The organism is Dyella telluris, from assembly GCF_014297575.1.
Lineage (GTDB): Bacteria > Pseudomonadota > Gammaproteobacteria > Xanthomonadales > Rhodanobacteraceae > Dyella > Dyella telluris.
In genome coordinates, this window is record NZ_CP060412.1 from 2912085 (window position 1) to 2935515 (window position 23431).

At 65.4% G+C, this 23431-nt stretch carries 22 protein-coding genes, 1 tRNA gene and 1 riboswitch; of the genes, 17 read left to right on the forward strand and 6 right to left on the reverse strand.

Going from position 1 to position 23431, the window contains the following annotated elements:
- Positions 1-39: 39 nt before the first annotated feature.
- On the reverse strand, positions 40-240 hold the full coding sequence (thiS, locus tag H8F01_RS12895) for a sulfur carrier protein ThiS (protein WP_187055512.1): 201 nt from the start codon (positions 238-240) through the stop codon (positions 40-42).
- Positions 241-338: 98 nt separating this feature from the next.
- Positions 339-2672, reverse strand: a complete 2334-nt coding sequence (locus H8F01_RS12900) for a FecR family protein (RefSeq protein WP_187055513.1) — start codon at positions 2670-2672, stop codon at positions 339-341.
- Between the two features lie 261 nt (positions 2673-2933).
- Here H8F01_RS12900 and H8F01_RS12905 point away from each other — a divergent pair.
- From H8F01_RS12905 to H8F01_RS12930, 6 genes are all read left to right on the forward strand, one after another.
- Positions 2934-3007, forward strand: a tRNA-Gly gene (locus H8F01_RS12905).
- A gap of 43 nt (positions 3008-3050) precedes the next feature.
- Positions 3051-3506 carry an ATP-dependent zinc protease family protein gene (locus tag H8F01_RS12910; protein ID WP_187055514.1) on the forward strand — a complete coding sequence of 152 codons (456 nt, stop codon included), beginning with the start codon at positions 3051-3053 and terminating at the stop codon, positions 3504-3506.
- Positions 3503-4420, forward strand: coding sequence for a 30S ribosomal protein S6--L-glutamate ligase (gene rimK, locus H8F01_RS12915; protein WP_187055515.1), 918 nt, complete (start codon positions 3503-3505; stop codon positions 4418-4420). Before H8F01_RS12910 ends, rimK begins: the two co-directional genes overlap by 4 nt.
- Before the next feature lie 106 nt (positions 4421-4526).
- Entirely contained in the window at positions 4527-5012 is a 486-nt protein-coding gene (locus H8F01_RS12920) for a hypothetical protein (RefSeq protein WP_187055516.1), read from the forward strand.
- Positions 5013-5304: 292 nt separating this feature from the next.
- Positions 5305-5991, forward strand: coding sequence for a response regulator transcription factor (locus H8F01_RS12925; protein WP_019466282.1), 687 nt, complete (start codon positions 5305-5307; stop codon positions 5989-5991).
- Complete coding sequence (locus H8F01_RS12930; RefSeq protein WP_187055517.1) at positions 5975-7258, forward strand: sensor histidine kinase; 1284 nt, start codon at positions 5975-5977, stop codon at positions 7256-7258. Before H8F01_RS12925 ends, H8F01_RS12930 begins: the two co-directional genes overlap by 17 nt.
- Positions 7259-7447: 189 nt before the next feature.
- Here the strand turns inward: H8F01_RS12930 and H8F01_RS12935 are convergent, their stop codons facing one another.
- The 3 genes from H8F01_RS12935 to metF all read right to left on the reverse strand — a co-directional run bounded on the left by H8F01_RS12935 (position 7448) and on the right by metF (position 9903).
- Positions 7448-8365: a branched-chain amino acid transaminase gene (locus H8F01_RS12935; RefSeq protein ID WP_187055518.1), complete on the reverse strand. Its 918-nt coding sequence runs from the start codon at positions 8363-8365 to the stop codon at positions 7448-7450.
- A gap of 82 nt (positions 8366-8447) precedes the next feature.
- Positions 8448-9047, reverse strand: a complete 600-nt coding sequence (locus H8F01_RS12940) for a DUF4124 domain-containing protein (RefSeq protein WP_187055519.1) — start codon at positions 9045-9047, stop codon at positions 8448-8450.
- Between the two features lie 28 nt (positions 9048-9075).
- Entirely contained in the window at positions 9076-9903 is an 828-nt protein-coding gene (metF, locus tag H8F01_RS12945; RefSeq protein WP_187055520.1) for a methylenetetrahydrofolate reductase [NAD(P)H], read from the reverse strand.
- 215 nt (positions 9904-10118) lie between these two features.
- On the opposite strand from metF, the gene ccoN reads away from it, so the two are divergent.
- From ccoN to H8F01_RS12995, 10 genes are read left to right on the forward strand one after another with little or no spacing between them, the layout of a single operon-like run.
- Entirely contained in the window at positions 10119-11564 is a 1446-nt protein-coding gene (gene ccoN / locus H8F01_RS12950; RefSeq protein ID WP_187055521.1) for a cytochrome-c oxidase, cbb3-type subunit I, read from the forward strand.
- A 10-nt stretch (positions 11565-11574) separates the two neighbouring features.
- Positions 11575-12216, forward strand: a complete 642-nt coding sequence (gene ccoO / locus H8F01_RS12955) for a cytochrome-c oxidase, cbb3-type subunit II (RefSeq protein ID WP_187055522.1) — start codon at positions 11575-11577, stop codon at positions 12214-12216.
- A gap of 1 nt (position 12217) precedes the next feature.
- Complete coding sequence (locus tag H8F01_RS12960; protein WP_187055523.1) at positions 12218-12358, forward strand: cbb3-type cytochrome c oxidase subunit 3; 141 nt, start codon at positions 12218-12220, stop codon at positions 12356-12358.
- Positions 12355-13290: a cytochrome-c oxidase, cbb3-type subunit III gene (ccoP, locus tag H8F01_RS12965; RefSeq protein WP_187055524.1), complete on the forward strand. Its 936-nt coding sequence runs from the start codon at positions 12355-12357 to the stop codon at positions 13288-13290. The genes H8F01_RS12960 and ccoP overlap by 4 nt, the downstream gene beginning before the upstream one ends.
- A 38-nt stretch (positions 13291-13328) precedes the next feature.
- A complete protein-coding gene (locus H8F01_RS12970; RefSeq protein WP_238480973.1) occupies positions 13329-13595 on the forward strand; it encodes a hypothetical protein in 267 nt (88 codons plus the stop codon).
- The gene (locus tag H8F01_RS12975) at positions 13592-15145 is read left to right on the forward strand and encodes a 4Fe-4S dicluster domain-containing protein (protein ID WP_187055526.1); all 1554 of its coding nucleotides are present in this window, start codon (positions 13592-13594) and stop codon (positions 15143-15145) included. Before H8F01_RS12970 ends, H8F01_RS12975 begins: the two co-directional genes overlap by 4 nt.
- Positions 15142-15627 carry a hypothetical protein gene (locus H8F01_RS12980; RefSeq protein ID WP_187055527.1) on the forward strand — a complete coding sequence of 162 codons (486 nt, stop codon included), beginning with the start codon at positions 15142-15144 and terminating at the stop codon, positions 15625-15627. The genes H8F01_RS12975 and H8F01_RS12980 overlap by 4 nt, the downstream gene beginning before the upstream one ends.
- 2 nt (positions 15628-15629) lie before the next feature.
- Positions 15630-18035 (forward strand): heavy metal translocating P-type ATPase, encoded by a 2406-nt coding sequence (locus tag H8F01_RS12985; protein WP_238480974.1) that lies wholly within the window; start codon positions 15630-15632, stop codon positions 18033-18035.
- Complete coding sequence (gene ccoS, locus H8F01_RS12990; RefSeq protein WP_187055528.1) at positions 18032-18232, forward strand: cbb3-type cytochrome oxidase assembly protein CcoS; 201 nt, start codon at positions 18032-18034, stop codon at positions 18230-18232. Before H8F01_RS12985 ends, ccoS begins: the two co-directional genes overlap by 4 nt.
- Positions 18216-18947 (forward strand): sulfite exporter TauE/SafE family protein, encoded by a 732-nt coding sequence (locus H8F01_RS12995; RefSeq protein WP_238480975.1) that lies wholly within the window; start codon positions 18216-18218, stop codon positions 18945-18947. The genes ccoS and H8F01_RS12995 overlap by 17 nt, the downstream gene beginning before the upstream one ends.
- Before the next feature lie 131 nt (positions 18948-19078).
- Here the strand turns inward: H8F01_RS12995 and ahcY are convergent, their stop codons facing one another.
- On the reverse strand, positions 19079-20512 hold the full coding sequence (ahcY, locus tag H8F01_RS13000) for an adenosylhomocysteinase (RefSeq protein ID WP_187055529.1): 1434 nt from the start codon (positions 20510-20512) through the stop codon (positions 19079-19081).
- Between the two features lie 41 nt (positions 20513-20553).
- A riboswitch (S-adenosyl-L-homocysteine riboswitch) is annotated at positions 20554-20642 on the reverse strand.
- A 143-nt stretch (positions 20643-20785) separates the two neighbouring features.
- On the opposite strand from ahcY, the gene H8F01_RS13005 reads away from it, so the two are divergent.
- Complete coding sequence (locus H8F01_RS13005) at positions 20786-23296, forward strand: S9 family peptidase (RefSeq protein ID WP_187055530.1); 2511 nt, start codon at positions 20786-20788, stop codon at positions 23294-23296.
- Positions 23297-23431 lie beyond the last annotated feature (135 nt).

Sequence of the window (23431 nt, forward strand, 5' to 3'; positions counted from 1 at the left end):
GACGCTCAAGGCGTCGCATGAACGCGGATACCGGGGCGATCAGCCGCCGCCGATGGCATGGACGATCTCTACGCGGTCGCCGTCGCCCAGTACGTGGCTGGCGTGGAGGCTGCGCGGAACGATCTCGTGGTTCACTTCCACCGCAACGCGACGCTGGCCGTAACCGGCTTCTTCCAGCAGTTGGGTGACGGTGGTGGCGGGGGCGCAGTCGCGCGGACTGCCATTGAGCGTGATGTGCATCCGCCCATTGTAGCCGCTGGCGGCCCCGATGCCGGCCCTCGGGCAAAGAAAAGGCCCGGCAGAACCGGGCCTTTCGGGCGGCGAGGCCTTGCGGGGCCTCAGTTGTGCTGTTCGTCCTTGCGCGGCGGGGGTGGCTTGCGCTCCTCGTGGCCCTGCTGCGGATGCGGCTGGTTGTTCTCCGGGCGCGGCTGGGCTTGCGGGGGCTGGTAGCCACGCGGTGGCTCGTAGCCGCGTTGCTGTTGCTGCTGCATCTGGCGCTGCTGCATTTCCTGCTGCTGCATGGCCTGACGCTGCTGCATCTGTTGCTGCGCCTGCTGGCGCTGTTGCATCTCTTGCTGCTGCGCCTGCTGCCGTTGCTGCATCTCCTGCCGCTGCTGGGCCTGCTGCTGTTGCTGTTCCTGCATCTGGCGTTGCTGTATTTCCTGGTGCTGCTCGGCCTGCCGCTGCTGCATCTCCTGCCGCTGCTGCGCCTGTTGCTGCTGCATCTGCTGTTGTTGCATGGCCTGGCGTTGCGCGGCATTGTCCTGGTAGGTGGGCTGGCGCGGGGCCTGCTCGATGCGTGGGGCGTTGGGGAGCGTGCCCTGGCCCTGTTGCGCGCGCGAGCGGTCTTCGGCAGCGTTCGGGATATAGCTCACGCCGGGCCGCGGCTGGTTGTTCTGGCCGCGCTGGTACTGGGTTTGCTGGTCGTTCGGGCGGGCAAAGCGCGAGGACGGCAGCTCGCCCGGGCGCATGGCGGCGTCGTTGTCGGGGCGCGGCGAGGGGCGGTTGGCAGGGGCCTGCGCGTTGAAGCGCGAGGGACCGTTCTGGTCCGCCGGGTTGGCAGGCTGGCGGTTGGGGCCATTGGAGCGCATGCTCGGCCCCTGCTCATTCAGTAGTCGCACGTTGCCCGGGGCAGCCGGGGCCATGCGTGGCACGCCGGCGACGTTGGCCGGGCGTCCGCCGGCAAAGTTCGCGGCGGGCGGGGTGCGGGCCACCACCTCGCGCTGGAAACCGCCGGCGGGAAGCGGCCGAGCGTTGGCGGCGCGCGGGGGCGCGTAGCTGGCGCGTACCGGCGCCATGCCGCTGACGCCGCGCGGTGCAACGGGCGCGTTGGCGAACTGGCGCGGGTCCATTGGCGCCATGTGCTGGCGGGCGTTGCGGGCGGCGACGAAATCCTGCCCCGACATGGCGCGGAACGCATGCGGCACATCGCGGTTCACGTACCGCTCGTTCGGCATGCCGCGACCCTGGCGGAAGTAGTTGTAGTTATTGTTGATGTTGTTGATCACCACGGTGCGGTTGACGTTGCGCACGTAGATGTTGGTGACGTTGACGTTGGTGTAGTAGCCGCGGCTCGCGTGGTACCACGGGTTGTAGACCTCGCCCGGGGCCAGCGGGAACCAGCCCACCGGGTGAGCCCCGATGCCCACGGATACGCTGACACCGCCGACGAAGGCCACCAGCGCCGGCGCGTAGACCGGGCGCACGCCGACCGGGCCGGGCACCCAGCACCAGCGTTCGCGGACATGGGCCCAGCGACCGTAGTGATAGGGCGCAAAGCCCCAGGGTGCCGTATCCACCCACGTCCAGCCCCACGGGGCCACGTAGGACCAGTGACCGTCGCTGTAGGGCGACCAGTCCGCACCCACGTTCGACGGGTACCAGACCTGGCCGTAATCCGGATCGGATTGCCAGTTGCCGTACTGATTCAGGTCCTGGGCGCCGACCACGTCGGGTGACACGTACTGGTTGCCTGGCTCGCTGGCGTAGCGCTGGTTGCGGCTGTTGCACCAGGTGTCGAAGTCATCGCCGCCTTCGATGTCGTTGACGGTGACCTCGTTGAGCGACGAATCGGTAAATTCGTATGAACGCCCTTCGGCCACCATGCGTTGCGCGCCGCCTTCGCCATACACCGTGGCCCGGCCGTCGAAGTCGGTGACACGGGTGGACTTGCCATCCTCGCTGATGTCCACCCGGTAGGTGCCGGGCTGGTTGACCACCAGCGCCACGGTAGGGGTATCGATCTCATAACCCTGTCCGTTGTCGGTGCCGCGCACGGTGAGGTTGACCGTGCCCTGGGTAAGCTCGACCTGGGTGAGCTGGTCATTGAGGGTGAGAAAGCCGAAGTTGGAATCGTCGGCGATGCGCAGCGTGCCGTTGTCCAGTTCCAGCTCGGCGCGCCCGTTCTGACCGGTGGACAGGCGGTCCCCCGTGGTCAGCGGGCGGTTGAGGCTGGCGTCGCCCCAGTCTTTCTCGCCGGCCGGCAGCAGGCCCACATCGCCTTCGCGATAGGACAGGCGTGCAATGCGCGAGGGAGGGTCGCCAGCGCCGCTGCCGTCGTCAGGCGGCGCCTGGTCCTGCGCCTGCAGAAGTCCACTGGCGCAGATCAGCAGGACCGCCGCCGTCCATCGCCAGCAGCGCGGCGACATCAGGAAAGCAGGAAGCACACGCATCGGGTTCTCCGGAACTGGGCGCGAAGTCATCGCGGAATGTGGCTGGCGTTATCCGCAAAAACACGCAAGAGCGCAGCGGCCGCCGTCGAGTGCATTATGCGGATGGGCGCTCCGTTCGCTGCAAGGACCGGCAGCGTCGGGACCGGAAATGGTTCAGCCGCGCGCCATCTCCGGTTCACGCCGTGTTTCGGCTACAGGCAAGCGACAGGCGCTCGGGTTGTTCCCAAGCCCCGCGGAGGCGGGTTACCATCGCCCCGCGTTGCGGGTGTAGCTCAATGGTAGAGCTGTAGCTTCCCAAGCTACTGACGAGGGTTCGATTCCCTTCACCCGCTCCACTTTGCTCCCGACCCCACCGAGCCCCCTACACGTAATCCTGCTATGGCGGATGTGACTACCCTCGGCTGGCGGGAGCGCCTGGCATTGCCGATGCTCGGCATTCCCTTGCTCAAGGCCAAGCTCGATACCGGTGCGCGCAGCAGTTCGCTGCATGTCGACGCGCTGGAAAGCTTTGAGCGGGCGGGCGATACCTGGCTGCGCTTTTCAGTCACCGTGGGCGGGCGCCATCAGGTGGCGGTGACCTGCGAAACCCTTGCACTCGATCGTCGTGTCGTGACGGACACCGGCGGGCGACGCACCATGCGCTGGTTTATCCGCACGGACGTGGTGCTGGCCGGCGAACGCTTTGCGGTGGACATCAATCTGACCGACAGGCGTCATATGCTGTTTCCCATGCTGCTCGGCCGCAGTGCGCTGCACGGGCGGTTCGTGGTGGATCCTGCGCTTTCCTATTCCAAGTCCCGCCTCATCCGGACGGGCTCGACGGGTGTTTCATGAAGATCGCCATTCTCTCGCGCAACACCCGGCTCTATTCGACCCAGCGGCTGGTCGACGTCGCGCGTGAGCGCGGCCATGTGGTGCGCGTGCTTGACCCGTTGCGCTGCTATGTGCGCATCGCGCCGGGCAACATGTCCATCCGCTACAAGGGCAAGGCGATCAAGGGCATCGATGCGGTCATCCCGCGCATCGGCGTCACCAGCACGTTCTACGGCACCGCCGTGCTGCGCCAGCTGGAAATGATGGGGGTGTACACGCCCAACCCGTCCGACGCCGTGCTCAGTGCCCGCGACAAGCTGCGTTCGCTGCAGATCCTTGCCGCCAAGGGGCTGGCCATGCCGGCTACCGTGTTCGGCGACAACCCGGACGACACCGCCGATGTGCTGGCCATGCTGGGCGAGCCGCCGCATGTCATCAAACTCAACGAGGGCAGCCAGGGCACGGGCGTGGTGCTGGCGGAAAAGCGCAGCGCTTCGCAGAGCGTCATCGAGGCCTTCCGCGGCCTGTATGCCAACTTCCTCGTGCAGGAGTTCATCGCCGAGGCCAAGGGCACCGACCTGCGTTGTTTCGTGGTGGGCAAGAAGGTGGTCGCCGCCATGCAGCGCGAGGCCAGCCCCGGCGAGTTCCGCGCCAATATCCATCGGGGCGCCACGGCCCGGGCCGCCACGCTAAGCGCCGAGGAGCGCCGCATCGCGGTCCGTGCCGCCTCGGCCCTGGGACTGGGCGTAGCCGGCGTGGACATGCTTCGCTCCAAGCGGGGGCCGTTGATCCTCGAAGTGAACGCCTCGCCGGGCCTGGAAGGCATTGAATCGGCGTCGGGCGTGGACGTGGCTGGGGCCATCATCCACTACCTGGAAACCGAGGCCGGCGCATCCCTCCAGACCCCCGCCAGGCGCCGCTCGCAGCGCGCATAGACCCTACGCCAATCGGCATTTTGACCGGCTGGCCGGCCCGGCCCTACCATCCGGGGTTCCTGCAAGGCGCATCCCGAGGGGGGAGGCGGCAGGATGGAGGAGTTCAATGAAGCGCAAGTACTGGCTGCCGGTCATGGCGGCGATGATGCTCGTGTTGCAGGTGGCGTCGGTTCACGCAAAGGAAACCAAGCCTGACGTCAAGGCCAATACCAAGGACGAATTCGCCGCGGTGGCCGATCATGTTCGTCAGCAGATGGCTCCCGGTGGTCGGTTCGCCTCCGTGGCCAAGCCCGACCAGGAAAAGGTCAACCGCGATCTCGGCAACATGGAGTCGCTGTACGACAAGTTTGGTTCGGTCGACGCCATGGACCAGTCTTCGAAGGTCGCGCTGTACAACAACCAGTCCGAAGTGAACGCCATCCTGACGAGTCACGATGCGGACCGTGAAATCTGTGAACAAATCAAGCCGATGGGTTCGAACATTCCCAAGACGGTGTGCAAGACCCAGCGCCAGATCGACGAAGAAAACGATCAGTCGCAGCGCATGAAGCAGGACATGATGAAGGTCCAGAATCCGCGCGGCGGCGGCTGAACGGTTAACGGCGATGTGAGTACCGGTTAACCCTCGTGTAACCGCGCCGCTCCTATAAAGATCCCACTGCGATTTGTTGGCACTTCCGCAAGGTCTGGTGACAGCAGGTTTCGGTATCGGGGCAGTAGCTTGGGCCCAGGCGAGCGACCACGAGTCGACCAGCCTGGGCTTTTTTCTTGCCTGCTCTTCTCTTTCGTTCAGCTTCTTGCCTGCCCGGGCCCCTTTCCCCCGCGCAAGCTTGTTAAGCTTGTGCCCTCGGCCGGCCCTGATGCTGGCTGCGTATGGAGGACGCATGCGCGTACTGGTGATCGAAGACAACAGCGATATCGCCACCAACATCGGCGATTATCTGGAAGACCGCGGCCATGTGGTCGATTTCGCCGGCGATGGCGTAACCGGCCTGCACTTGGCCGTGGTGCATGATTTCGACGTGATCGTGCTCGATCTCACGCTGCCCGGCATGGACGGCCTGGATGTTGCCCGCAAGCTGCGCCATGAAGCGCACAAGCAGACACCCATCCTCATGTTGACCGCCCGCGACGCCCTGGAGCAGAAGCTCACCGGGTTCGAGTCGGGTGCCGACGACTACATGACCAAGCCGTTCGCCCTGCAGGAACTGGCGGCGCGCCTGGAAGTGCTGGCCCGTCGCGGCAAGGGCCCACAGAGCCGCGTGTTGAAGGTGGGCGACCTCACCTACAACCTCGACACGCTCACCGTGACCCGCGAAGGCAAGTCGATCCAGCTCAACCCGATCGGCCTGAAGCTTCTGCAGGCGCTGATGGAGGCCAGCCCCTCGGTGGTGACCCGCCAGGATCTGGAGCAGCGCGTGTGGGGCGAAGAGCTGCCCGACAGCGATTCGCTGCGCGTGCACATCCATGGCCTGCGCGCAGCCATCGACAAGCCTTTCGAAAAGCCGCTGATCCATACGCGGCATGGCATCGGATACCGGATGGTCGAACCGGATGCAGTCCAGGCGTAAGCTCAGGTTTCGCCTGATTGTCTCCTTCGCGCTGTTCGGCTTCGGCCTCAGCGCGTTGTTCGCTTTTGCCGCGCTCAACATCCGCACCCGGGTGGAGGACCAGCTGGTCAACTCCAGCCTGCTGGACGACGCCCGCTGGGCCAACCAGCAGGCCCAGCAGCACCCGGGGACGCCCGCGGGGTCGCGCCTGCTGACCGGCAGCATGTACAGCGATCGCACCATTTATCGGGCGCCGCTGTCGTGGCAGAACCTGGACAACGGCGTCCACGACATCTACGAGAACGACCAGGACGGCCAGCGTCGTCACTACAAACTGGCCGTTTATCGGGAAAACGGCATCATCAGCTTTCTGCGCTACGACGTGTCGCGCGAAGAGCTGGGCAAGCAGCAGCTGATCATCAGCGTGATCGGCGCCGTGTTCCTGTTCGGCCTGTTGTCGCTGGTGCTTGGTTTCTGGCTTTCGCGCAAGGTGCTCAAGCCGGTGAGCGAGCTGGCGCGCCGGCTGCGGGATTTCCGCAAGACCGGCAAGGCCGAACCGCTGGCGCCGGATTTTGCCGACGACGAAGTGGGCGAGCTGGCACTGGCGCTGGACGAGTACTCGCAGCGACTCACCGCCATGGTCGAGCGCGACCGCGAATTCAATTCCGACGTGAGCCACGAGCTGCGTACGCCACTGGCCGTCATTTCCAGCACCACCGAGCTGCTGCAGGGCTCGCCCGACCTGACCGACAAACTGCGCGAGCGCCTCAAGCGCATCGAGCGTTCCTCGCGCCAGGCTACCGAGCTGATCGAGGCCTTGCTGCTGCTCTCCCGTGCGGAGCGACGTGGCCCGACCCGTGGCGAAACCACGGAAGTGGCGAAAGTGGCCTCGGACGTCATCGAAAGCCAGCGTCCGCAGATGCGCGACAAGCCGCTGGAAGTGGAGTTGATCGTCAGGCAGCCGGTAAGCATCAATGCGCCGGCATCGGTGCTGGCGGTGGCGCTGACCAACCTGATCGGCAACGCCATCAAGTACACGCTCGAAGGGCGCGTCACCGTGGAGGTGAGCGGCGACCGCATCGAGGTGATCGACACCGGTCCGGGCATCAAGCCCGAGGATGCGGAGCGCCTGTTCCAGCGCGGCGTGCGTGGCGAAGGCGCGGGCGGCAGCGGTGCGGGCCTGGGCCTGGCGATCGTGCGTCGCCTGTGCGATCTCTACGGTTGGGATGTCTCGATGCGTCCGCGCACCGGTACGAACGGCGCCGTCGCGAGCATTGTATTCAAGTAGGCAACACGGCTCGGCCTGCCGCTTTGCGCTCGCCCGTCATTCCTCCCGCGCAGGCCGGAATCCAGTGACGTCAGTGCCAGGTTGTTGCCTTTAAACGACGTTCCGGCTACTGGATTCCAGCCAGCGCCGGAACGACAAGCAAAAAAAAAGCGCCCGCCGCGTGACGTCGGGCGCTTTTTTTGTAGCGGCTTACAGCGGCTCCAGCCAACCCCACTGGTCGTTGGTCTTGCCGGTGAACAGGCCGAAGAACAGCTCCTGCAGGCGTCGCGTGACGCGGCCGGCCTTGCCGTTGCCGATCTGCTTGCCGTCCACCGAGCGGATCGGGGTGATTTCCGCCGCCGTGCCGCACATCAGCAGTTCGTCGCACAGGTAGAGGTATTCGCGCGGGATGTCGCGCTCGACCACTTCAATGCCGTCCTCGTGGGCCAGCGTCTTGAGCGTGTCGCGCGTGATGCCGGTGAGGATGGAGGCGCTGGCCGGCGTGGTGTGCAGCACGCCATCGAACACCAGGAACAGGTTCTCGCCGGCGCCTTCGCTGAGCAGGCCGGTGGACGCCATGGCGATGCCCTCGCCAAAGCCCAGGCGGCGCGCTTCGCGCGCGATCAGCTGGCCAGAGAGGTAATTGCCGCCGGCCTTGGCGCCGGCCGGAATGGTGTTCGGTGCAAAGCGCTGCCAGCTCGACACGCAGGCCTCGATACCGGTTTCCAGAGCTTCGGGGCCGAGGTAGGGGCCCATGGCCCAGGCGGCGACGGCCACGTCGATCGGCGTCTCGGCCGACAGGCCAAAGCCGCCCAGGCCGCGATACGCGACCGGACGCAGGTATGCGGCGGACAGGCCGTTCTTGCGCACCACCTCGCGGCAGGCCGCGGCCAGCTCGTCCTGCGAATAGGGCAGGACCATGTCGTAGATCTTGGCCGACTGGTACAGGCGCTTGAGGTGATCGGTCAGGCGGAAGATGGCCGCGCCATCCGGCGTTGCGTAGCTGCGGATGCCCTCGAATACCGAGGAGCCGTAGTGCAGGGCGTGCGCCATCACGTGGACGGTGGCGTCCTGCCAGGGCTTGATGGTGCCGTTCTGCCAGATCCAGTCGGGGTACTGCTGCGCCATGGGGGGATCTCCGGGGGAAAAAATCGCGCCATGATACCGCGCGCGTCCTTTCCGCGATTTTGCGTAGCACCAAAGTCGGGGGTCAGCCGGCGGCGCGCAACCAGAGGCAACCCGAGCGACGCACGATGGTGAAGCGGCTTTCATGCGGCGCGCCGCTGCCGTCGTTGCCGGCGGTATGCACGATCAGCTGGTCGGCCTCGCCCGGGCGTGGTTTTGCGGCCGCATGATCATCCGGCGCGTCAGTGCCTATGCTGGTCGCCGGCGGGGGCGGATCGTCCTCGTCCGACGTCTTGATATCCAGCAGGGGGCGCTGCATCAGCGATCCCAGTGAGCGGATGTCGGCCACCACGGCATCGCGTCCGTAGCCGTTCCAGATCATCAGGCCCGCCAGTCGATTCGGATCACGCGTGGCGAACGCATCGACCATGCTCTGCCGCAGGTCGCTGACCGATCCGGCGCAGGTGATCGCAGGCGGTGCGGTGGCTGTGGTGGGAGTGCCTTGCGTCACCGGCGCGGTGGCCGTTGGCGATGGCGTGTTCACCGGCGTCGCCTGCAAGGCAGCGCAAGGCTGGTCGGTGAACAACGGATTGCCATCGGGGCCGATGCAGCGGTGAATGCCGTCCTGCGCCATGGCGCAAAGGGGCAGCAGGAACAGCAACAGCGCCAGCCAGACTCGTTTCATCCGCCAAGCTTACGCCCGGCCGCGGCAGTTATCCGTGCAACCGGTCGAGGATCGCGCGCGTCGCTCGGGCGCGATTCAAGGTGTAGAAGTGCAGGCCCGGGGCACCGCCGTCGAGCAGGCGGCGACACAGCTGCGCCACCACATCGGCGCCCAGTTCGCGTACCGACGCCGCATCGTCTCCGTGTGCCTGCATGCGCTTGGCGATCCAGCGCGGGATTTCCGCGCCGCACATGTCGGAGAAGCGCTTGAGTTGCGAGAAATTCGCGATGGGCATGATGCCCGGCACGATGGGCACGTTCACACCCAGACGCTGCACGTCGTCGACGAAACGGAAGTACGCATCGGGGTTGAAGAAGTACTGCGTGATGGCGCCATTGGCGCCGGCGTCCACCTTGGTCTTGAAGTGGCGCAGGTCGGCCAGCGCGTCGTCGGCTTGCGGGTGCGTTTCCGGATAGGCCGCCACCTCGATGTGGAAGTGGTCGCCCGAGTGCTCGCGGATGAAACGCACCAGCTCCGAGGCATAACGGAAGTCGCCCGGCGTGGCCATGCCCGAGGGCAGGTCGCCGCGCAGCGCCACGATGCGGCGGTAGCCGGCGGCGCGATAGTCATCAAGCAAGGCCGCCAGCTCGGCGCGGGTGCCACCCACGCAGGAAAGATGCGGCGCCACCGCCAGCCCGTGCGTGGCATGCAGGCGATGCACCGTTTCCCCCGTATAGCTCAGCGTGGACCCGCCCGCGCCGAACGTCACCGATACGTATTCAGGCACGTGCGCCTTGAGCAGATTCGCAGCCTGGTCGAGTTGGGCGCGCTGTTCGTCGGTCTTGGGCGGGAAGAACTCAAAGCTGATGGGTGGCATCGAGGCGATCCGGAGGGAGGCAGTGTCCGGAGTATATATCTCTTTTTCGCGATGGAGAGATATTTGAGCGAACTGGGGTGGTAAAGCCTGAGATTTGTCTGCCTGCGACAAACCGCGACAGGGCCTCTCCGGCATGTCGTTGATCCAGATCAAATGGCGGTCCAGAGCCGCCCCCCAGACTTCCCGCCGTTCAGTTATGTCCAGGAGTGGGCTTCATGGCGGGCGTCGAGGGGAGTTATAACGACAAGGTCATACGACAGTTCTCTGTCATGACCGTGGTCTGGGGTGTGGTCGGCATGCTGGTGGGCGTGGTCATCGCCGCCCAGCTGTACTGGCCCGCCCTCAATTTCGACGTGCCCTGGCTGAGCTACGGCCGGCTGCGTCCGCTGCACACCAATGCGGTGATCTTCGCCTTCGGTGGCAGCGCCCTGTTCGCCACCAGCCTGTACACGGTGCAGCGCACCTGCCATGTACGGCTGATCTCCGACAAGCTCGCCTCGTTCGTGTTCTGGGGCTGGCAACTGGTCATCGTGGCTGCCGCCATTACCCTGCCGCTGGGCTACACGCAGGGCAAGGAATACGCGGAACTCGAGTGGCCCATCGACCTGCTGATCACCATCGTATGGGTGGCCTACGCGGTGCTGTTCTTCGGCACCATCGCCAGGCGCAAGGTGAAGCACATCTACGTCGCCAACTGGTTCTACGGCGCGTACATCATCACCATCGCGCTGCTCCACGTGGTCAACAACGTCGCTATCCCGGCCGGCTGGTTCAAGTCGTACTCGGTGTACTCGGGTGCGGTCGATGCGATGGTGCAGTGGTGGTACGGCCATAACGCCGTGGGTTTCTTCCTGACCACGGCCTTCCTCGGCATGATGTATTACTTCGTGCCCAAGCAGGCCGAGCGACCGATCTACTCGTATCGGTTGTCGATCGTGCACTTCTGGGCACTGATCGCCATCTACATGTGGGCTGGCCCGCACCATCTGCAGTACACGGCCCTGCCGGACTGGGCGCAGAACCTGGGCATGGTGTTCTCGCTGGTGCTGCTGGCGCCGTCGTGGGGTGGTGCCATCAACGGCATCCTTACCCTGTCCGGTGTCTGGTACAAGCTGCGCACCGATCCCATTCTCAAGTTCCTCGTCGTCTCGCTCTCGTTCTACATGATGAGCACGTTCGAGGGGCCGATGATGTCGATCAAGACGGTCAACTCACTCAGCCACTACACCGACTGGACCATCGGTCACGTGCACGCCGGTGCGCTGGGCTGGGTCGCCATGATTTCGATCGGTTCGATCTACGCCATGCTGCCGCGCCTGTTGCGGCTGCCGAAGATGTACTCGATCAAGCTGATCGACCTGCACTTCTGGCTGCACACCATTGGCGTGGTCGTGTACATCGCCGCCATGTGGATCGCCGGTGTCACGCAGGGCCTGATGTGGCGCGCCACCGATCCGGATACCGGCACGCTGGTCTACTCGTTCGTCGAAGCGCTCAACGCCACCAGGCCTTACTACCTGTTCCGTCTGGGTGGTGGCCTGATCGTGTTGTCCGGCATGTTCGTGATGGGCTGGAACGTGTTCAAGACCTTCCGCATGGCTGCCGCGAGCACCGAGCCGCAACCGCTGCTGGCGCCCGATGCCGCCGACGCCCGTGCCTGAGGGAACAGACATGAGTCAGACACACGCGAAACTCGAAAAGAACATCGGCCTCATGGCCATCCTGGTGGCCGTGGCCGTCTCCTTTGGCGGCCTCGCCGAGATCGTGCCGCTGATGTTCCAGGCCGAAACCATCAAGCCTTTGCCCGGCATCAAGCCGTATCCCGCGCTGGAGTTGGCGGGCCGCGACGTGTACGTGCGCGAGGGCTGCTACAACTGCCACTCGCAGATGGTGCGCACGCTGCGCTTTGAAACGGAGCGTTACGGCCATTATTCGCTGGCGGGCGAATCGGTCTATGACCATCCGTTCCAATGGGGCAGCAAGCGCACTGGCCCGGATCTGGCCCGCGTCGGCCTGCGCGGCTATTCCGACGACTGGCATCGCGCGCATCTCCACAACCCGCGCGATGTCGTGCCCGAATCCAATATGCCGGCCTACCCATGGCTCGCGCAAAACAAGCTGGATGGCACCGAAGTCGCGCAGCACATGCGTGCGCTCAAGCGTATCGGCGACCCCTACAGCGACGAGGACATTGCTGGCGCAGCCAAGGCGGTCGAAGGCAAGACCGAACTCGATGCCGTGATCGCCTACCTGCAGGCGCTGGGCACGCACGTGTCGCAGGCCGACATGCAGGCTGCCGAAGGAGTGGAGTGAGATGGTGCCTGGACTGATTACCGCCGTCCTGCTGGTGCTCTTCGTGGGAGGCAGCATCTGGCTGTGGCGGCCGAGCGTGAAGCCGGCGATGGACGCAGCGGCCCAGATGCCGCTGGACGATGACAAGGAGGAGACCGCATGACTTCCGGATGGACCTGGTACGTCATCGCCATCGTGGTGCTCAACCTGGTTGGTTGCGTGTGGCTCTTGCGCGGCAACACCAGGCGCAGCCCATCCGATCCCAGGCCCGACGAAACGGGCCACGTATGGGACGGCGACATCACCGAATACAACAAGCCGCTGCCGCGCTGGTGGATCAACCTGTTCTACATCACCATCGTGTTCGCGGTGGGCTACCTGCTGTGGTTTGGCGTGGGTACCTTCCACGGCTACGGCAACTGGAGTTCGAAGAAGGAGCTGGCGCTGGACGAAGCCGCGGAGAACGCACGCCTCGACGACGCGCTGAAGCTCTATGCGGGCAAACCCATCGACGTGCTGGCCCAGGATCCGGGCGCCGTCGCGATGGGTCGAACCATCTTCATCAACCGCTGCGCGGCGTGTCATGGTTCGAGCGGCCATGGCGCCACCGGCTTTCCCGATCTTACCGATGACATCTGGCATTGGGGCGGTACGCCTCATCGCATCCTGGAGACCATCCAGGAAGGCCGTCAGGCCGTGATGCCTGCCTGGGGCACCACGCTGACCGCACAAGGTGGTCCCACCGCGGTCGACGACACCATTGCGTACGTGCTTTCGCTGTCCAGACCCGACCAGCCGAAGGACGCAGCAACCGAACGCGGCGAGAAACTGTTTGCCACCATCTGCGTGGCCTGCCATGGCCCGCAGGGCAAGGGCAACCAGGTCGTCGGCGCGCCGGATCTCACCGACAACTACTGGCTTTACGGCAGCAGCAAGGCCTCGTTGCGCAAGACCCTTAACGAAGGTCGCCAGGGCGCGATGCCGGCGTGGAAGCCGATCCTTGGCGATACGCGCACGCGCCTCGTGGGTGCTTACGTGTGGACGCTGTCACCACACAAGGATGCGCCCCCGGCTGGTGCCGTCGTGGCGGAATGATCCACCGGGATACCACCGTCATGCCTCGCGATACTTCCATGCCGATACAGCAATGCCTGGGCGCCTTGCTGTGGCCAAGCTTCTTCGTCGCGGGCGTGGTGACGGTGGTGTTCTTCAGCATCATCGACCCCATCGCATTGCGGGACATCACCTTTCCCTCGCTGCAGATCGGCCGGGAGCTTGGCTACACGCTGGGCTTCTTCCTGTTCTGGCTGTCGACGCTGTCGTCGAGCCTGTTCACCTGGATCCTGCTGCGACCCGGCCATCCGGGCAGCGGGTCCGGGCGTTTCGGTAGGAACCCATGAGTCGCCGCATTCCGCTTCAGGTCATCGATGATGCCAGCGATTCGTACTACGTCAGCGAACGCAAGGTCTACCCGCGTGACGTGTCGGGACGTTTCAATCGTCTTCGCGTGGCGGCTGTCGCGTGGCTGCTCGGCATGTTCTATCTGTTCCCCTGGCTGACCTGGCATGGACGGCAAGCGGTTCTGCTGGATCTTCCTGCGCGCAAGTTCCACATTTTCGGCCTGCTGTTCCTGCCGCAGGACTTTCTCTTTCTGGCAGTTCTGCTGATCATCGCGGCACTGGCCCTGTTCTTCTTTACCGCGCTGGCAGGGCGGTTGTTCTGTGGTTACGCCTGTCCCCAGACCGCGTGGACGGAAGTGTCGCTGTGGATCGAGCGCTGGTTCGAGGGTGACCGCAACAAGCGCATGAAGCTCGACGCGGGTCCGTGGACGCGCGAAAAGGTTCTTCGCAAAAGCAGCCGTCACGCCACCTGGGCGTTGTTCTCCCTGTGGACGGGCTTCACCTTCGTGGGCTACTTCAGTCCGATTGGCGACCTCGCCCGTCGCATGCCGTCTGGCTGGGGCGGGTGGGAGGCGTTCTGGATCCTGTTCTACGCCTTTGCGACCTGGGGCAACGCAGGCTTCCTGCGGCAACAGGTGTGCAAGTACATGTGTCCGTACGCGCGTTTCCAGAGTGCGATGTTCGATCGCAATACGCTGATCATTGCTTACGATCCCATGCGCGGCGAGCCGCGCGGTGCGCGCAAGCGAGGCCTGCAGAGTGTGCTCGAGCGGGCGCGGGGTCTGCTCGAAAAAGTCACGGCATACGACTATGTGTTCCGCGCCAGCCTGCATCCGTCAGCGGCCGATCATCGCGCGCAGGCAGGTGGCACCATTGCCCTCGCGGGCCGGGGTGATACGGCGGAGCCCTTGCCGAAGTTTACGATCGAGGAGCTGGGTGACTGCGTGGATTGCACTATCTGCGTGCAGGTATGCCCCACCGGCATCGACATTCGCAACGGGCTGCAATACGAATGCATTGCCTGCGGCGCCTGCATCGACGCCTGTGACGAGGTGATGGGGAAGGTGGGCTATCCCCGTGGCCTGATCCGTTACAGCACGCAGAACCAGATCGACGGCAAGCCGGGAAGGGTGCTTCGACCACGCGTCTTCGTGTATGGCGCGCTTCTGCTGGCACTGATGGGCGGCTGGTTCTATGGCGTCACCCATCGCAGCTCGTTGATGGCCGAGGTGTTGCGCGACCGCAACGCGATGTATAGCGAGACGGTGAGCGGCGGCATCCAGAATGCCTACACGCTCAAGCTGGTGAACAAGGCACAGCAGCCTCATCGCTTCCAGATCGACGTGGCCCCTGCCGACGTGAACGGGCTGGGCCTTATCGGCGGCGCGAAAACCATCATGGCAGGCAGCGGCGAAGTCCTGTCGGTGCCGATCACCGTGGCGACGACATCGGAGGTGAGCGGACGGCACGACGTGACCTTCCTCGTGCGTGACCTCGACAGCGATGCGTCGGTTTCCGTCAAAAGCAGTTTCTTTGGACCACTCCCATGACTCAGACACGCAGTACCTGGCGCGAACCCATGGTGTGGCTGCTGGTGGGGCTGCCGTTGGCGTCGGTCGCCATCGGCTTTGCCCTGCTGTTCGCCGCCGTGCATCCGGGGCAGGAAGACATGGAAACCGTGGGCCGCGTGACCAGGGTCGGCAAGTTGCTGGTGGCAGCGGAAGATCGCGAGTTACCCGCGCAAGTCGCCACCAAGGGGCTCGTGTTGCGCATCAAGGGCGACATGATCGAGGCCGTGCCCATGGATGGTGACTTTCCCCGCGGCGGCAAGCTCAGGTTGACCATCACCTCCAGCGAGCCGGCAAACCATGGCCAGGTCATCCAGCTCTCGCCCAGTGAACTGGGCTGGCGTGGCGTGGGTTCGCTGGATGGCGGTCACGACTGGCTGGTAGAACTGCGGCCGGAAAACGCGGCGTGGTTGCTGCGCGGGCATTGGGCGGCACAGGCGCGATTCGCCCGCCTGACGCCCTGATCGTGGACACCGCTGTCGATATCGGCGCGGCGGGTCAGGTTGTGGCCTGCTTCCACTGCGGTGAAAGCCTGCCGCGATTGCCGGTATGGCTTGATGTCGATGACCGACCGCAGGCCTTCTGTTGCCATGGTTGCGCGGCCGCCGCCGACTGGATCCGGCAAGCGGCGCTGAACGATTACTACCGCTTGCGCAGTGTGGCCGGTGCGCGGGTCGACGAGCTGCCCGATCTGTCCAGCTGGGATCGCGACGACCTGCTCGGCGAGCATGCCGTGCCGGTGGCCGGCGGCCTGGAAATCACCCTGCTTACCGACGGCATGCGTTGTGCCGCGTGTGCCTGGCTGATCGACCGGGCGCTGCATGGCGAACCCGGGGTACTCGACGTGGGCGCCAATGCGGTCACGGGACGCATCCGCATCGTTTGGGATCCGGCCGCGACCCGGCTCTCGTCGTTGCTCGCCCGGCTGGCGATGCTCGGTTATCGCCCCTATCTGGCGACCGGTGCCGCGCGTGAACGCGAACGCGTGGCCGAGCAGCGCCGGTGGTTGATGCGGCTTGGTGTGGCAGGCCTGGGCGCCATGCAGACCATGATGTTTTCCGAAGCCCTGTATCTGGATTTCGGACACCACATGGCGGGGGCGACGCGCGACTTCTTCCGTTGGGTGGCGCTGCTGGTCGCCACGCCGGTGGTGTTCTACGCCGGGTGGCCGTTTCTGCAAGGTTGCTGGCGCGAACTGCGGCAGCGCCACCCCGGCATGGATACGTTGATTGCGGTCTCGACCCTTCTGGCGTACCTGGCGAGCGTGGTGGAAACGCTGCGCGGCGGCGCGCAGGTCTGGTATGACGCCGCGACGATGTTCGTGTTCCTGCTGCTCACCGCGCGCTTGCTGGAGCAGCGCGCGCGCCGCATTGCCAGTGCACAGGTGGACGCGCTGGCGCGTGCGCGCCCCATGCTTGCCGTGAAGGAGCAGGCCGATGGTCATCGCGTCACCGTACCGGTGGCGTCGTTGGTGGCGGGGGATATCGCCTGCGTAGCAGTGGGTGACGTGGTGCCTGTGGACGGCACCCTGCTCGATGCCCATGCATCGTTTGAGGAGGCCTTGCTCACTGGCGAGGCGCGACCGGTGAGCCGGGCACAAGGTGCGGCCATCTACGCGGGCACCACCTGCAGGGAGACCCCGGCGCGCATCCTCGCCACGCAGGTGGGCAGCGCAACGCGTCTGTCGCACCTGACCAGGCTGGTCGAGCAGGCGCAGTCGCAGCGGCCGCCGCTGGCGCGTGTCGCAGACCGTATTGGCCAGGTGTTCGTAGCCGTGCTGATTGTGCTGGCCGTGGTGGTCTACGTGTTGTGGCGACTGCACGACCCGACGCGTGCCTTCGAGGTGACCCTGTCCCTGCTCGTGGTGAGTTGCCCGTGTGCGCTTTCGCTGGCCGTTCCCGCGGCGCTGGCGGCGAGCCACGGCGCGCTGGCGCGCATGGGCGTGCTGTCGGTGCGCTCGGGCAGTCTGGAGCATCTTGCGCGTACGACCGATGTGGTATTCGACAAGACGGGGACGTTGACCAGCGTGCAGCTGGCGGTGGATGAGGTCCGCGCGTTCGACGGGTTTGACCCGGCGCTGGCGATGCAGATCGCCGCGGCGCTTGAGCAGGACAGCCGCCATCCCATGGCCGAGGCATTCGCCAATCAGGCGACCTCGCTGCAGGTGGAAGGCATGCGGGAGGTCACCGGGCAGGGTGTCATGGGCTGTGTCGATGGTCGCGACTGGCGGCTGGGTCGAGCATCGTTTGCCGGCGCCCGCGACGACGACGGCCAGCTCTGGCTGGGCGATGGCGAACGTGTGGTCGCGCGTTTCTGCATTCAGGAAAGCCTGCGCCCGCACGCGGCGGAAACCATCACGGCCTTGCGCAAGCTCGGACTGCGCATTCATCTCGCCAGCGGTGACGGGGCAGGCGCGGTAGTGCGACTGAAGCGTCTGTTTTCGCTGGAGGATGCTCGTGCGAGGCAGTCATCCGAAGACAAGCTGGCGCTGGTGCGCGCGCTGCAGGCGCAGGGCCGCGTGGTGGCGATGATTGGCGATGGCCTCAATGATGCGCCCGTGCTTGCCGGCGCGGATGTCTCCGTGGCCATGGGCGACGGCGCGTCGCTCGCGCAACGCGCGGCGGACATGGTGCTGACCTCGCCGTCGCTGCTGCGCATTCCCGCGGCCATCCGGCTTGCCGGTCGCACCCGGCACGTCATCCGGCAGAACTTCGCCTGGGCGGTGGGGTACAACCTGCTCGCCCTGCCTTTGGCGATAAGCGGGCACGTGACGCCGGCGCTCGCGGCGCTTGGCATGGCGCTGTCGTCGCTTACCGTCACCGCCAATGCGTTGCGCCTGATGCGGCATTCGAAGGCCGGGCCCGCGTCGTGATCATCCTGCTCATGCTTGTTCCGTTGAGTCTGATGTTGCTTGCGCTGGCGATAGGTGCCTTCGTCTGGGCGGTCCGTCGCGGGCAGTTCGACGACATGGACACGCCGGCGCTGGACATTCTTCACGACGACGAGCGGCCTGGTGTCCCGTCTGCGGCGAAGACGCCGAAAAGCGGTAGCGATGTCCATGCTGATTGACGTGTTGGCGTTGTCGACGGCGTTGCTGAGCGGGTTGCTGGGCGGCGTGCATTGCGCGGCGATGTGCGGCGGCATCGCCACGGGTTTCTCCATGTGGTCACCGCGCCACGGTCTTGCCGCATCGCTGCAACTCAATGCCGGTCGCGTGCTGGGCTATCTGCTGGCAGGTGCGCTAGTGGGAGGGCTGGGCGACGGCGTGTTGCGCCTGTTCGAGTGGCATGGGCTGGTGATCGCGGCGCGGGTGGCGATGGGGATGGTGCTGATCGTCGTGGCACTGCGTCTGCTGGACCAGAAGGGGCGGCTCCGATTCCTTGGGCGCCCCGGCGTTCACCTGTGGCGTTGGCTGCAGCCATGGCAGCGGCGCCTGTTGCCGGCGGATACCGCATGGCGACGCCTGCTTGCCGGCATGCTGTGGGGCTGGATGCCCTGCGGACTCAGCGCCACCATGCTGGCAGCGGCGTGGCTGCAGGCGAGCGCACTCAAAGGCGCCATGACCATGGCGGTGTTCGGCATCGGCACGTGGCTGGTGATGGTGCCGCTGACGTGGTCGGGCGCGCGTGTCGGGCGGTGGTTGCAGCAGGCGGGGGCGCGGCGAAGCGCAGCGGCCTTCGTGCTGATGGCTGGCGTGTTGACCATGAGTGCGCCGTGGCTTATGCAGGTGCCGGCGTTTCACGGGGTGATGGGGTGGTTGGGCTGCGGGCCGGCGATGCGGTGAGGGGGTCGCGCACAAGTGCGCTCCTACAAGGACGTTCTTCTGTAGGAGCGCACTTGTGCGCGACCCTGTCGGCGAGATGCACGAAAAAAGGCCGCCTTGCGGCGGCCTTTTCGATTCACCCGAAAGTGCGATCAGTAGCGGTAGTGATCCGGCTTGTACGGACCTTCCACCGGCACGCCGATGTAGTCGGCCTGTTCCTGGGTGAGCTTGGTCAGCTTCACGCCGATCTGCTCCAGGTGCAGGCGAGCCACTTCTTCGTCCAGCTTCTTCGGCAGGCGGTACACCGTATTCTCGTAGGTGTCCTTGTTCGCCCACAGGTCGAGCTGGGCCAGCGTCTGGTTGGAGAAGCTGTTGGACATCACGAAGCTCGGGTGGCCATGGGCGCAGCCCAGGTTCACCAGGCGGCCTTCGGCCAGCATGTAGATGCTGTGGTTGGTCTTTTCAAAGGTGTAGCGATCCACCTGCGGCTTGATGGTCTCGCGCGACACGCCCTTGGCGGTGTTCAGGCGATCCATCTGGATCTCGTTGTCGAAGTGGCCGATGTTGCACACCAGCGCGTTGTTCTTCATCGCCGCCATGTGCTCCAGCGTGATGATGTCCTTGTTGCCGGTGGTGGTGACGTAGATGTCGCCGATGCCCAGCGTGTCTTCGATGGTGGTGACCTGGAAGCCTTCCATCGCGGCCTGCAGGGCGTTGATCGGGTCGATCTCGGTCACGATCACGCGGGCGCCGAAACCCTTCAGCGAGTGTGCGCAACCCTTGCCCACGTCACCGTAGCCGCACACCACGGCCACCTTGCCGGCAACCATCAGGTCGGTCGCGCGCTTGATGCCGTCGGCCAGCGACTCGCGGCAGCCGTACAGGTTGTCGAACTTCGACTTGGTCACCGAGTCGTTGACGTTGATGGCCGGTACCAGCAGCTTGCCGGCTTCGGCGAGCTGGTACAGGCGGTGCACGCCGGTGGTGGTTTCTTCGGACACGCCCTTCCACTCGGCGGCGATCTTCTTGAACCAGCCCGGACGCTCCGCTTCGGTGCGCTTCACCAGGTCCTTGATGACCTGCTCTTCGTGGTTGCCGCTGGGCGTGTTGACCCAGTCGCTGCCTTCTTCCAGCTCCACGCCCTTGTGGATGAACAGGGTGGCGTCGCCACCGTCGTCCACGATCAGCTGCGGGCCGAGCTCACCCGGGTGGGTCAGCATGTCCAGCGTGCACTGCCAGTACTCTTCCAGCGTCTCGCCCTTCCAGGCGAACACCGGCAGGCCACCAGCCGCGAGCGCGGCAGCGACGTCGTCCTGCGTCGAGAAGATGTTGCACGAGGCCCAGCGCACCGAGGCACCCAGCTCACGCAGGGTTTCGGCGAGCACGGCGGTTTCCTTCGTGCAGTGCAGGGAGCCGGACAGGCGCACGCCCTTCAGCGGCTTGTCCTTGGCGTAGCGGGCGCGGATCTGCATCAGGCCCGGCATTTCTTCTTCCGCCATGCGGATGCGGCGGCGGCCGAGGTCGGCGAGGGACATATCGCGGACCTTGAAATCCTGCGCGGCGGAGTTCTTGGTAACTGCGTTCATGTGGCTTAGCTCCGGTTGTTGCGACCTGGGAGGGTCGCATCGTTGGCCGGGCGCCGTTACAAATGAAATCCGTCGAGCCTGGCCGGGTTTCGTGATGCACGAAGCCGCGGTCGCAGCGCCCCTCGACGGGATTGACGAGTATAGCGTTCCCCGATGATGGTTTCGTCGGGACCTGCGATGGGGGTTCAGTTGGACCCGTGACTCATGGCCTGGTTCTTCGACACATCAAGGCGTTAATGTCGCAAGGGTTTACGACACAGGGGATTGCCTCAGATGGAATTGCCACCGAAGGCGAATGCGCTTCGCCGCTTCATTCTTGTTGGCCTGTTGCTGGCCGTTTCGCCGCAGGTGCCGGCCGACCAGGCGCCCCGGGCGCCGGCCAGCGCGGTTGCCGGGGGCTATCTCACGCCGCCTGCGCCGCTGCAGGCACTGGTGGATGCGCCGCGACCGCCGCAGCTCTCGATCAGCCCGCACCGTGACCTGCTGGCACTGACCCAGACGCCGGCGTTGCCAGGCATCGATGTGGTGGCGCAGCCCGAACTGAAGCTGGCCGGCCTGCGCATCAACCCGCGCACCTACGCGCAGAGCCGGTTCGTGTTCGGCACCGACCTGTGGCTGATGGACGTGGGCACGGGCAAGGAGATCCGCCTGACCGGTCTGCCAAAGCCCTTGTCCATTGCCACCTCGGCGTGGTCGCCGGACCAGCGTTACCTGGCTTTCAACCAGGTCGATGCGCGTGCAGGCACCAACGAGTTGTGGATCGTGGACGTGGCCGCGCGCTCGGCCCGCCGCCTGATCTCGCTGCCGCTCAATACGGTGGCCGGCCGCGGCTATCGCTGGATGCCTGACGGCAAGCAGCTGCTGGTACAGCTGCAGCCACAGGGGCAGGGCGCCGCGCCCGTGGCCAGCATCATCCCCACCGGTCCGGACACACAGCAGACGCAGGCCGGCGCTGGCGTCAAGGCGATCCGCACCTATCAGGACATGCTGCGCAACGAAGACGACGCGAAGCTGTTCGAGTACTACCTGCGCTCGCAATCGGCGCTGGTGGATCTGGATGGCAAGGTCACGCCGCTCGGCGAACCCGCGCTGACCACATCGATCGAGCCCTCGCCGGATGGCCGTTATCTGCTGCGCCAGCGCGTGGAGCGTCCGTTCTCTTACCTGGTGCCGGTGGACAGCTTCCCGCAGCGCATCGAAGTGCTTGACCGCGACGGCAAGCTGGTCAGGGAAATCGCGCACCTGCCGCTGGTAGAAGGCCTGCCCACGGGCAATGACGCCGTGCCCACCGGTGTGCGCGATATCGACTGGCGCGCCGATGCGCCGGCCACGCTGGTGTGGGCCGAGGCGCAGGATGGCGGCGACCCCGCGCGCAAGGCGGACATCCGTGACATCGTGCAAATGCAGGCCGCACCGTTCGACCAGGCGCCCGTGACGCTGGCCAGGCTGGGCAGCCGCTATGCCGGCGCCTATTGGGCCAACGGCAGCCTGGCGCTGGTGGACGAATTCTGGTGGAAGACCCGTCACGTGAAGGAGTGGCGCGTGTCGCCCGACCAGCCTGCGCAGGCACCGGTGCTGGTGCGCGAAGGCTCGTCCGAAGATCGCTACCGCGATCCCGGCAAGCCGGCGACCATGCCGGACGAACACGGTGAATCGCGCCTCGTCGTCACCGCTGACGGCCAGAGCATTTACCGCCTCGGCCAGGGTGCATCGCCCGAAGGCGACCGTCCGTTCATCGATCGCGTGAACCTGGTTTCCGGGCAGAGCACGCGCTTGTTCCAGTCGAAAGCACCGTACTTCGAAGATCCGCACGTGCTGCTGGACGCGGAAGGCAAGCGCGCGCTGATCTCGCGTGAATCGCCCAACGAGCCGACCAACTACTACGTGCGCGACCTGGCTGCCGACGGCAAGCTGCGCGAACTCACGCACTTTCCGAATCCGCTGCCCCAGCTGAAGGGCGTGACCAAGGAGCAGATCCGCTACAAGCGCAAGGATGGCGTGGAACTCACGGCCACGCTGTACCTGCCGCCCAACTACAACCCGAAGAAGGATGGCCCGCGCCCGATGCTGATGTGGGCGTACCCGGCCGAGTTCAAATCCGCCGATGCGGCAGGGCAGGTGCGGGATTCTCCATATCGCTTCAACCGCATCAGCTACTGGGGCCCGCAGGCCTTCCTCACCATGGGTTACACGGTGCTGGACAACTTCGCCGTGCCCATCGTGGGCGAGGGCAACAAGGAGCCCAACGACACGTATATCCCGCAGCTGGTCGCCAGTGCGGAAGCGGCGGTGGATGAAGTGGTGCGCCGTGGCGTCGCCGACCGCAACCGCATCGCGGTGGGCGGGCATTCCTACGGCGCCTTCATGACTGCCAACCTGCTCGCGCACACGCGCCTGTTCAAGGCCGGCATTGCGCGTAGCGGCGCCTACAACCGCACGCTGACCCCGTTCGGCTTCCAGTCGGAAGAGCGCAATTACTGGCAGGCTACCGACGTGTACAACGCCATGTCCCCGTTCAACTACGCCGGGGACATCAAGGACGCGTTGCTGATGATCCACGGTGAGCAGGACAACAACTCCGGCACGTTCCCGATCCAGAGCGAACGCATGTACGCGGCCATCAAGGGCCTGGGTGGCACCGCGCGCCTGGTGCTGCTGCCGAACGAAGCGCACGCGTATCGCGCACGCGAGTCGATCATGCAGATGCTCGCGGAGATGAATAGCTGGCTGGAGACTTACGTGAAGCAGGCCAAGCCAGCCGACAAGGCGGCAGTGACGCACTGATCGTCCGAAATAGTTGCAAAGGAAACGGGGCGCATAGGCGCCCCGTTTCTTTCCGGGCTGACCGGATTGTTTTTGTGGCGGTGCACAAATCCGTGTCGCTTGGGGTAGTCTTGGACGTCCAGACATCCGCAACGT

Bases quoted from the DNA above. Each gene is read 5' to 3' on its own strand.
- rimK (WP_187055515.1), top strand. From the start codon at position 3,503: ATGAAGATCGCCATTCTCTCGCGCAACACCCGGCTCTATTCGACCCAG.
- H8F01_RS12925 (WP_019466282.1), top strand. From the start codon at position 5,305: ATGCGCGTACTGGTGATCGAAGACAACAGCGATATCGCCACCAACATC.
- thiS (WP_187055512.1), bottom strand. From the start codon at position 240: ATGCACATCACGCTCAATGGCAGTCCGCGCGACTGCGCCCCCGCCACC.
- H8F01_RS12920 (WP_187055516.1), top strand. From the start codon at position 4,527: ATGAAGCGCAAGTACTGGCTGCCGGTCATGGCGGCGATGATGCTCGTG.
- H8F01_RS12935 (WP_187055518.1), bottom strand. From the start codon at position 8,365: ATGGCGCAGCAGTACCCCGACTGGATCTGGCAGAACGGCACCATCAAG.
- H8F01_RS12975 (WP_187055526.1), top strand. From the start codon at position 13,592: ATGAGTCGCCGCATTCCGCTTCAGGTCATCGATGATGCCAGCGATTCG.
- H8F01_RS12980 (WP_187055527.1), top strand. From the start codon at position 15,142: ATGACTCAGACACGCAGTACCTGGCGCGAACCCATGGTGTGGCTGCTG.
- H8F01_RS12930 (WP_187055517.1), top strand. From the start codon at position 5,975: ATGCAGTCCAGGCGTAAGCTCAGGTTTCGCCTGATTGTCTCCTTCGCG.
- H8F01_RS13005 (WP_187055530.1), top strand. From the start codon at position 20,786: ATGGAATTGCCACCGAAGGCGAATGCGCTTCGCCGCTTCATTCTTGTT.
- H8F01_RS12910 (WP_187055514.1), top strand. From the start codon at position 3,051: ATGGCGGATGTGACTACCCTCGGCTGGCGGGAGCGCCTGGCATTGCCG.
- H8F01_RS12940 (WP_187055519.1), bottom strand. From the start codon at position 9,047: ATGAAACGAGTCTGGCTGGCGCTGTTGCTGTTCCTGCTGCCCCTTTGC.
- ccoO (WP_187055522.1), top strand. From the start codon at position 11,575: ATGAGTCAGACACACGCGAAACTCGAAAAGAACATCGGCCTCATGGCC.
- ccoN (WP_187055521.1), top strand. From the start codon at position 10,119: ATGGCGGGCGTCGAGGGGAGTTATAACGACAAGGTCATACGACAGTTC.
- ccoP (WP_187055524.1), top strand. From the start codon at position 12,355: ATGACTTCCGGATGGACCTGGTACGTCATCGCCATCGTGGTGCTCAAC.
- H8F01_RS12970 (WP_238480973.1), top strand. From the start codon at position 13,329: ATGCCGATACAGCAATGCCTGGGCGCCTTGCTGTGGCCAAGCTTCTTC.
- H8F01_RS12995 (WP_238480975.1), top strand. From the start codon at position 18,216: ATGTCCATGCTGATTGACGTGTTGGCGTTGTCGACGGCGTTGCTGAGC.
- metF (WP_187055520.1), bottom strand. From the start codon at position 9,903: ATGCCACCCATCAGCTTTGAGTTCTTCCCGCCCAAGACCGACGAACAG.
- H8F01_RS12960 (WP_187055523.1), top strand. From the start codon at position 12,218: ATGGTGCCTGGACTGATTACCGCCGTCCTGCTGGTGCTCTTCGTGGGA.
- ahcY (WP_187055529.1), bottom strand. From the start codon at position 20,512: ATGAACGCAGTTACCAAGAACTCCGCCGCGCAGGATTTCAAGGTCCGC.
- H8F01_RS12900 (WP_187055513.1), bottom strand. From the start codon at position 2,672: ATGCGTGTGCTTCCTGCTTTCCTGATGTCGCCGCGCTGCTGGCGATGG.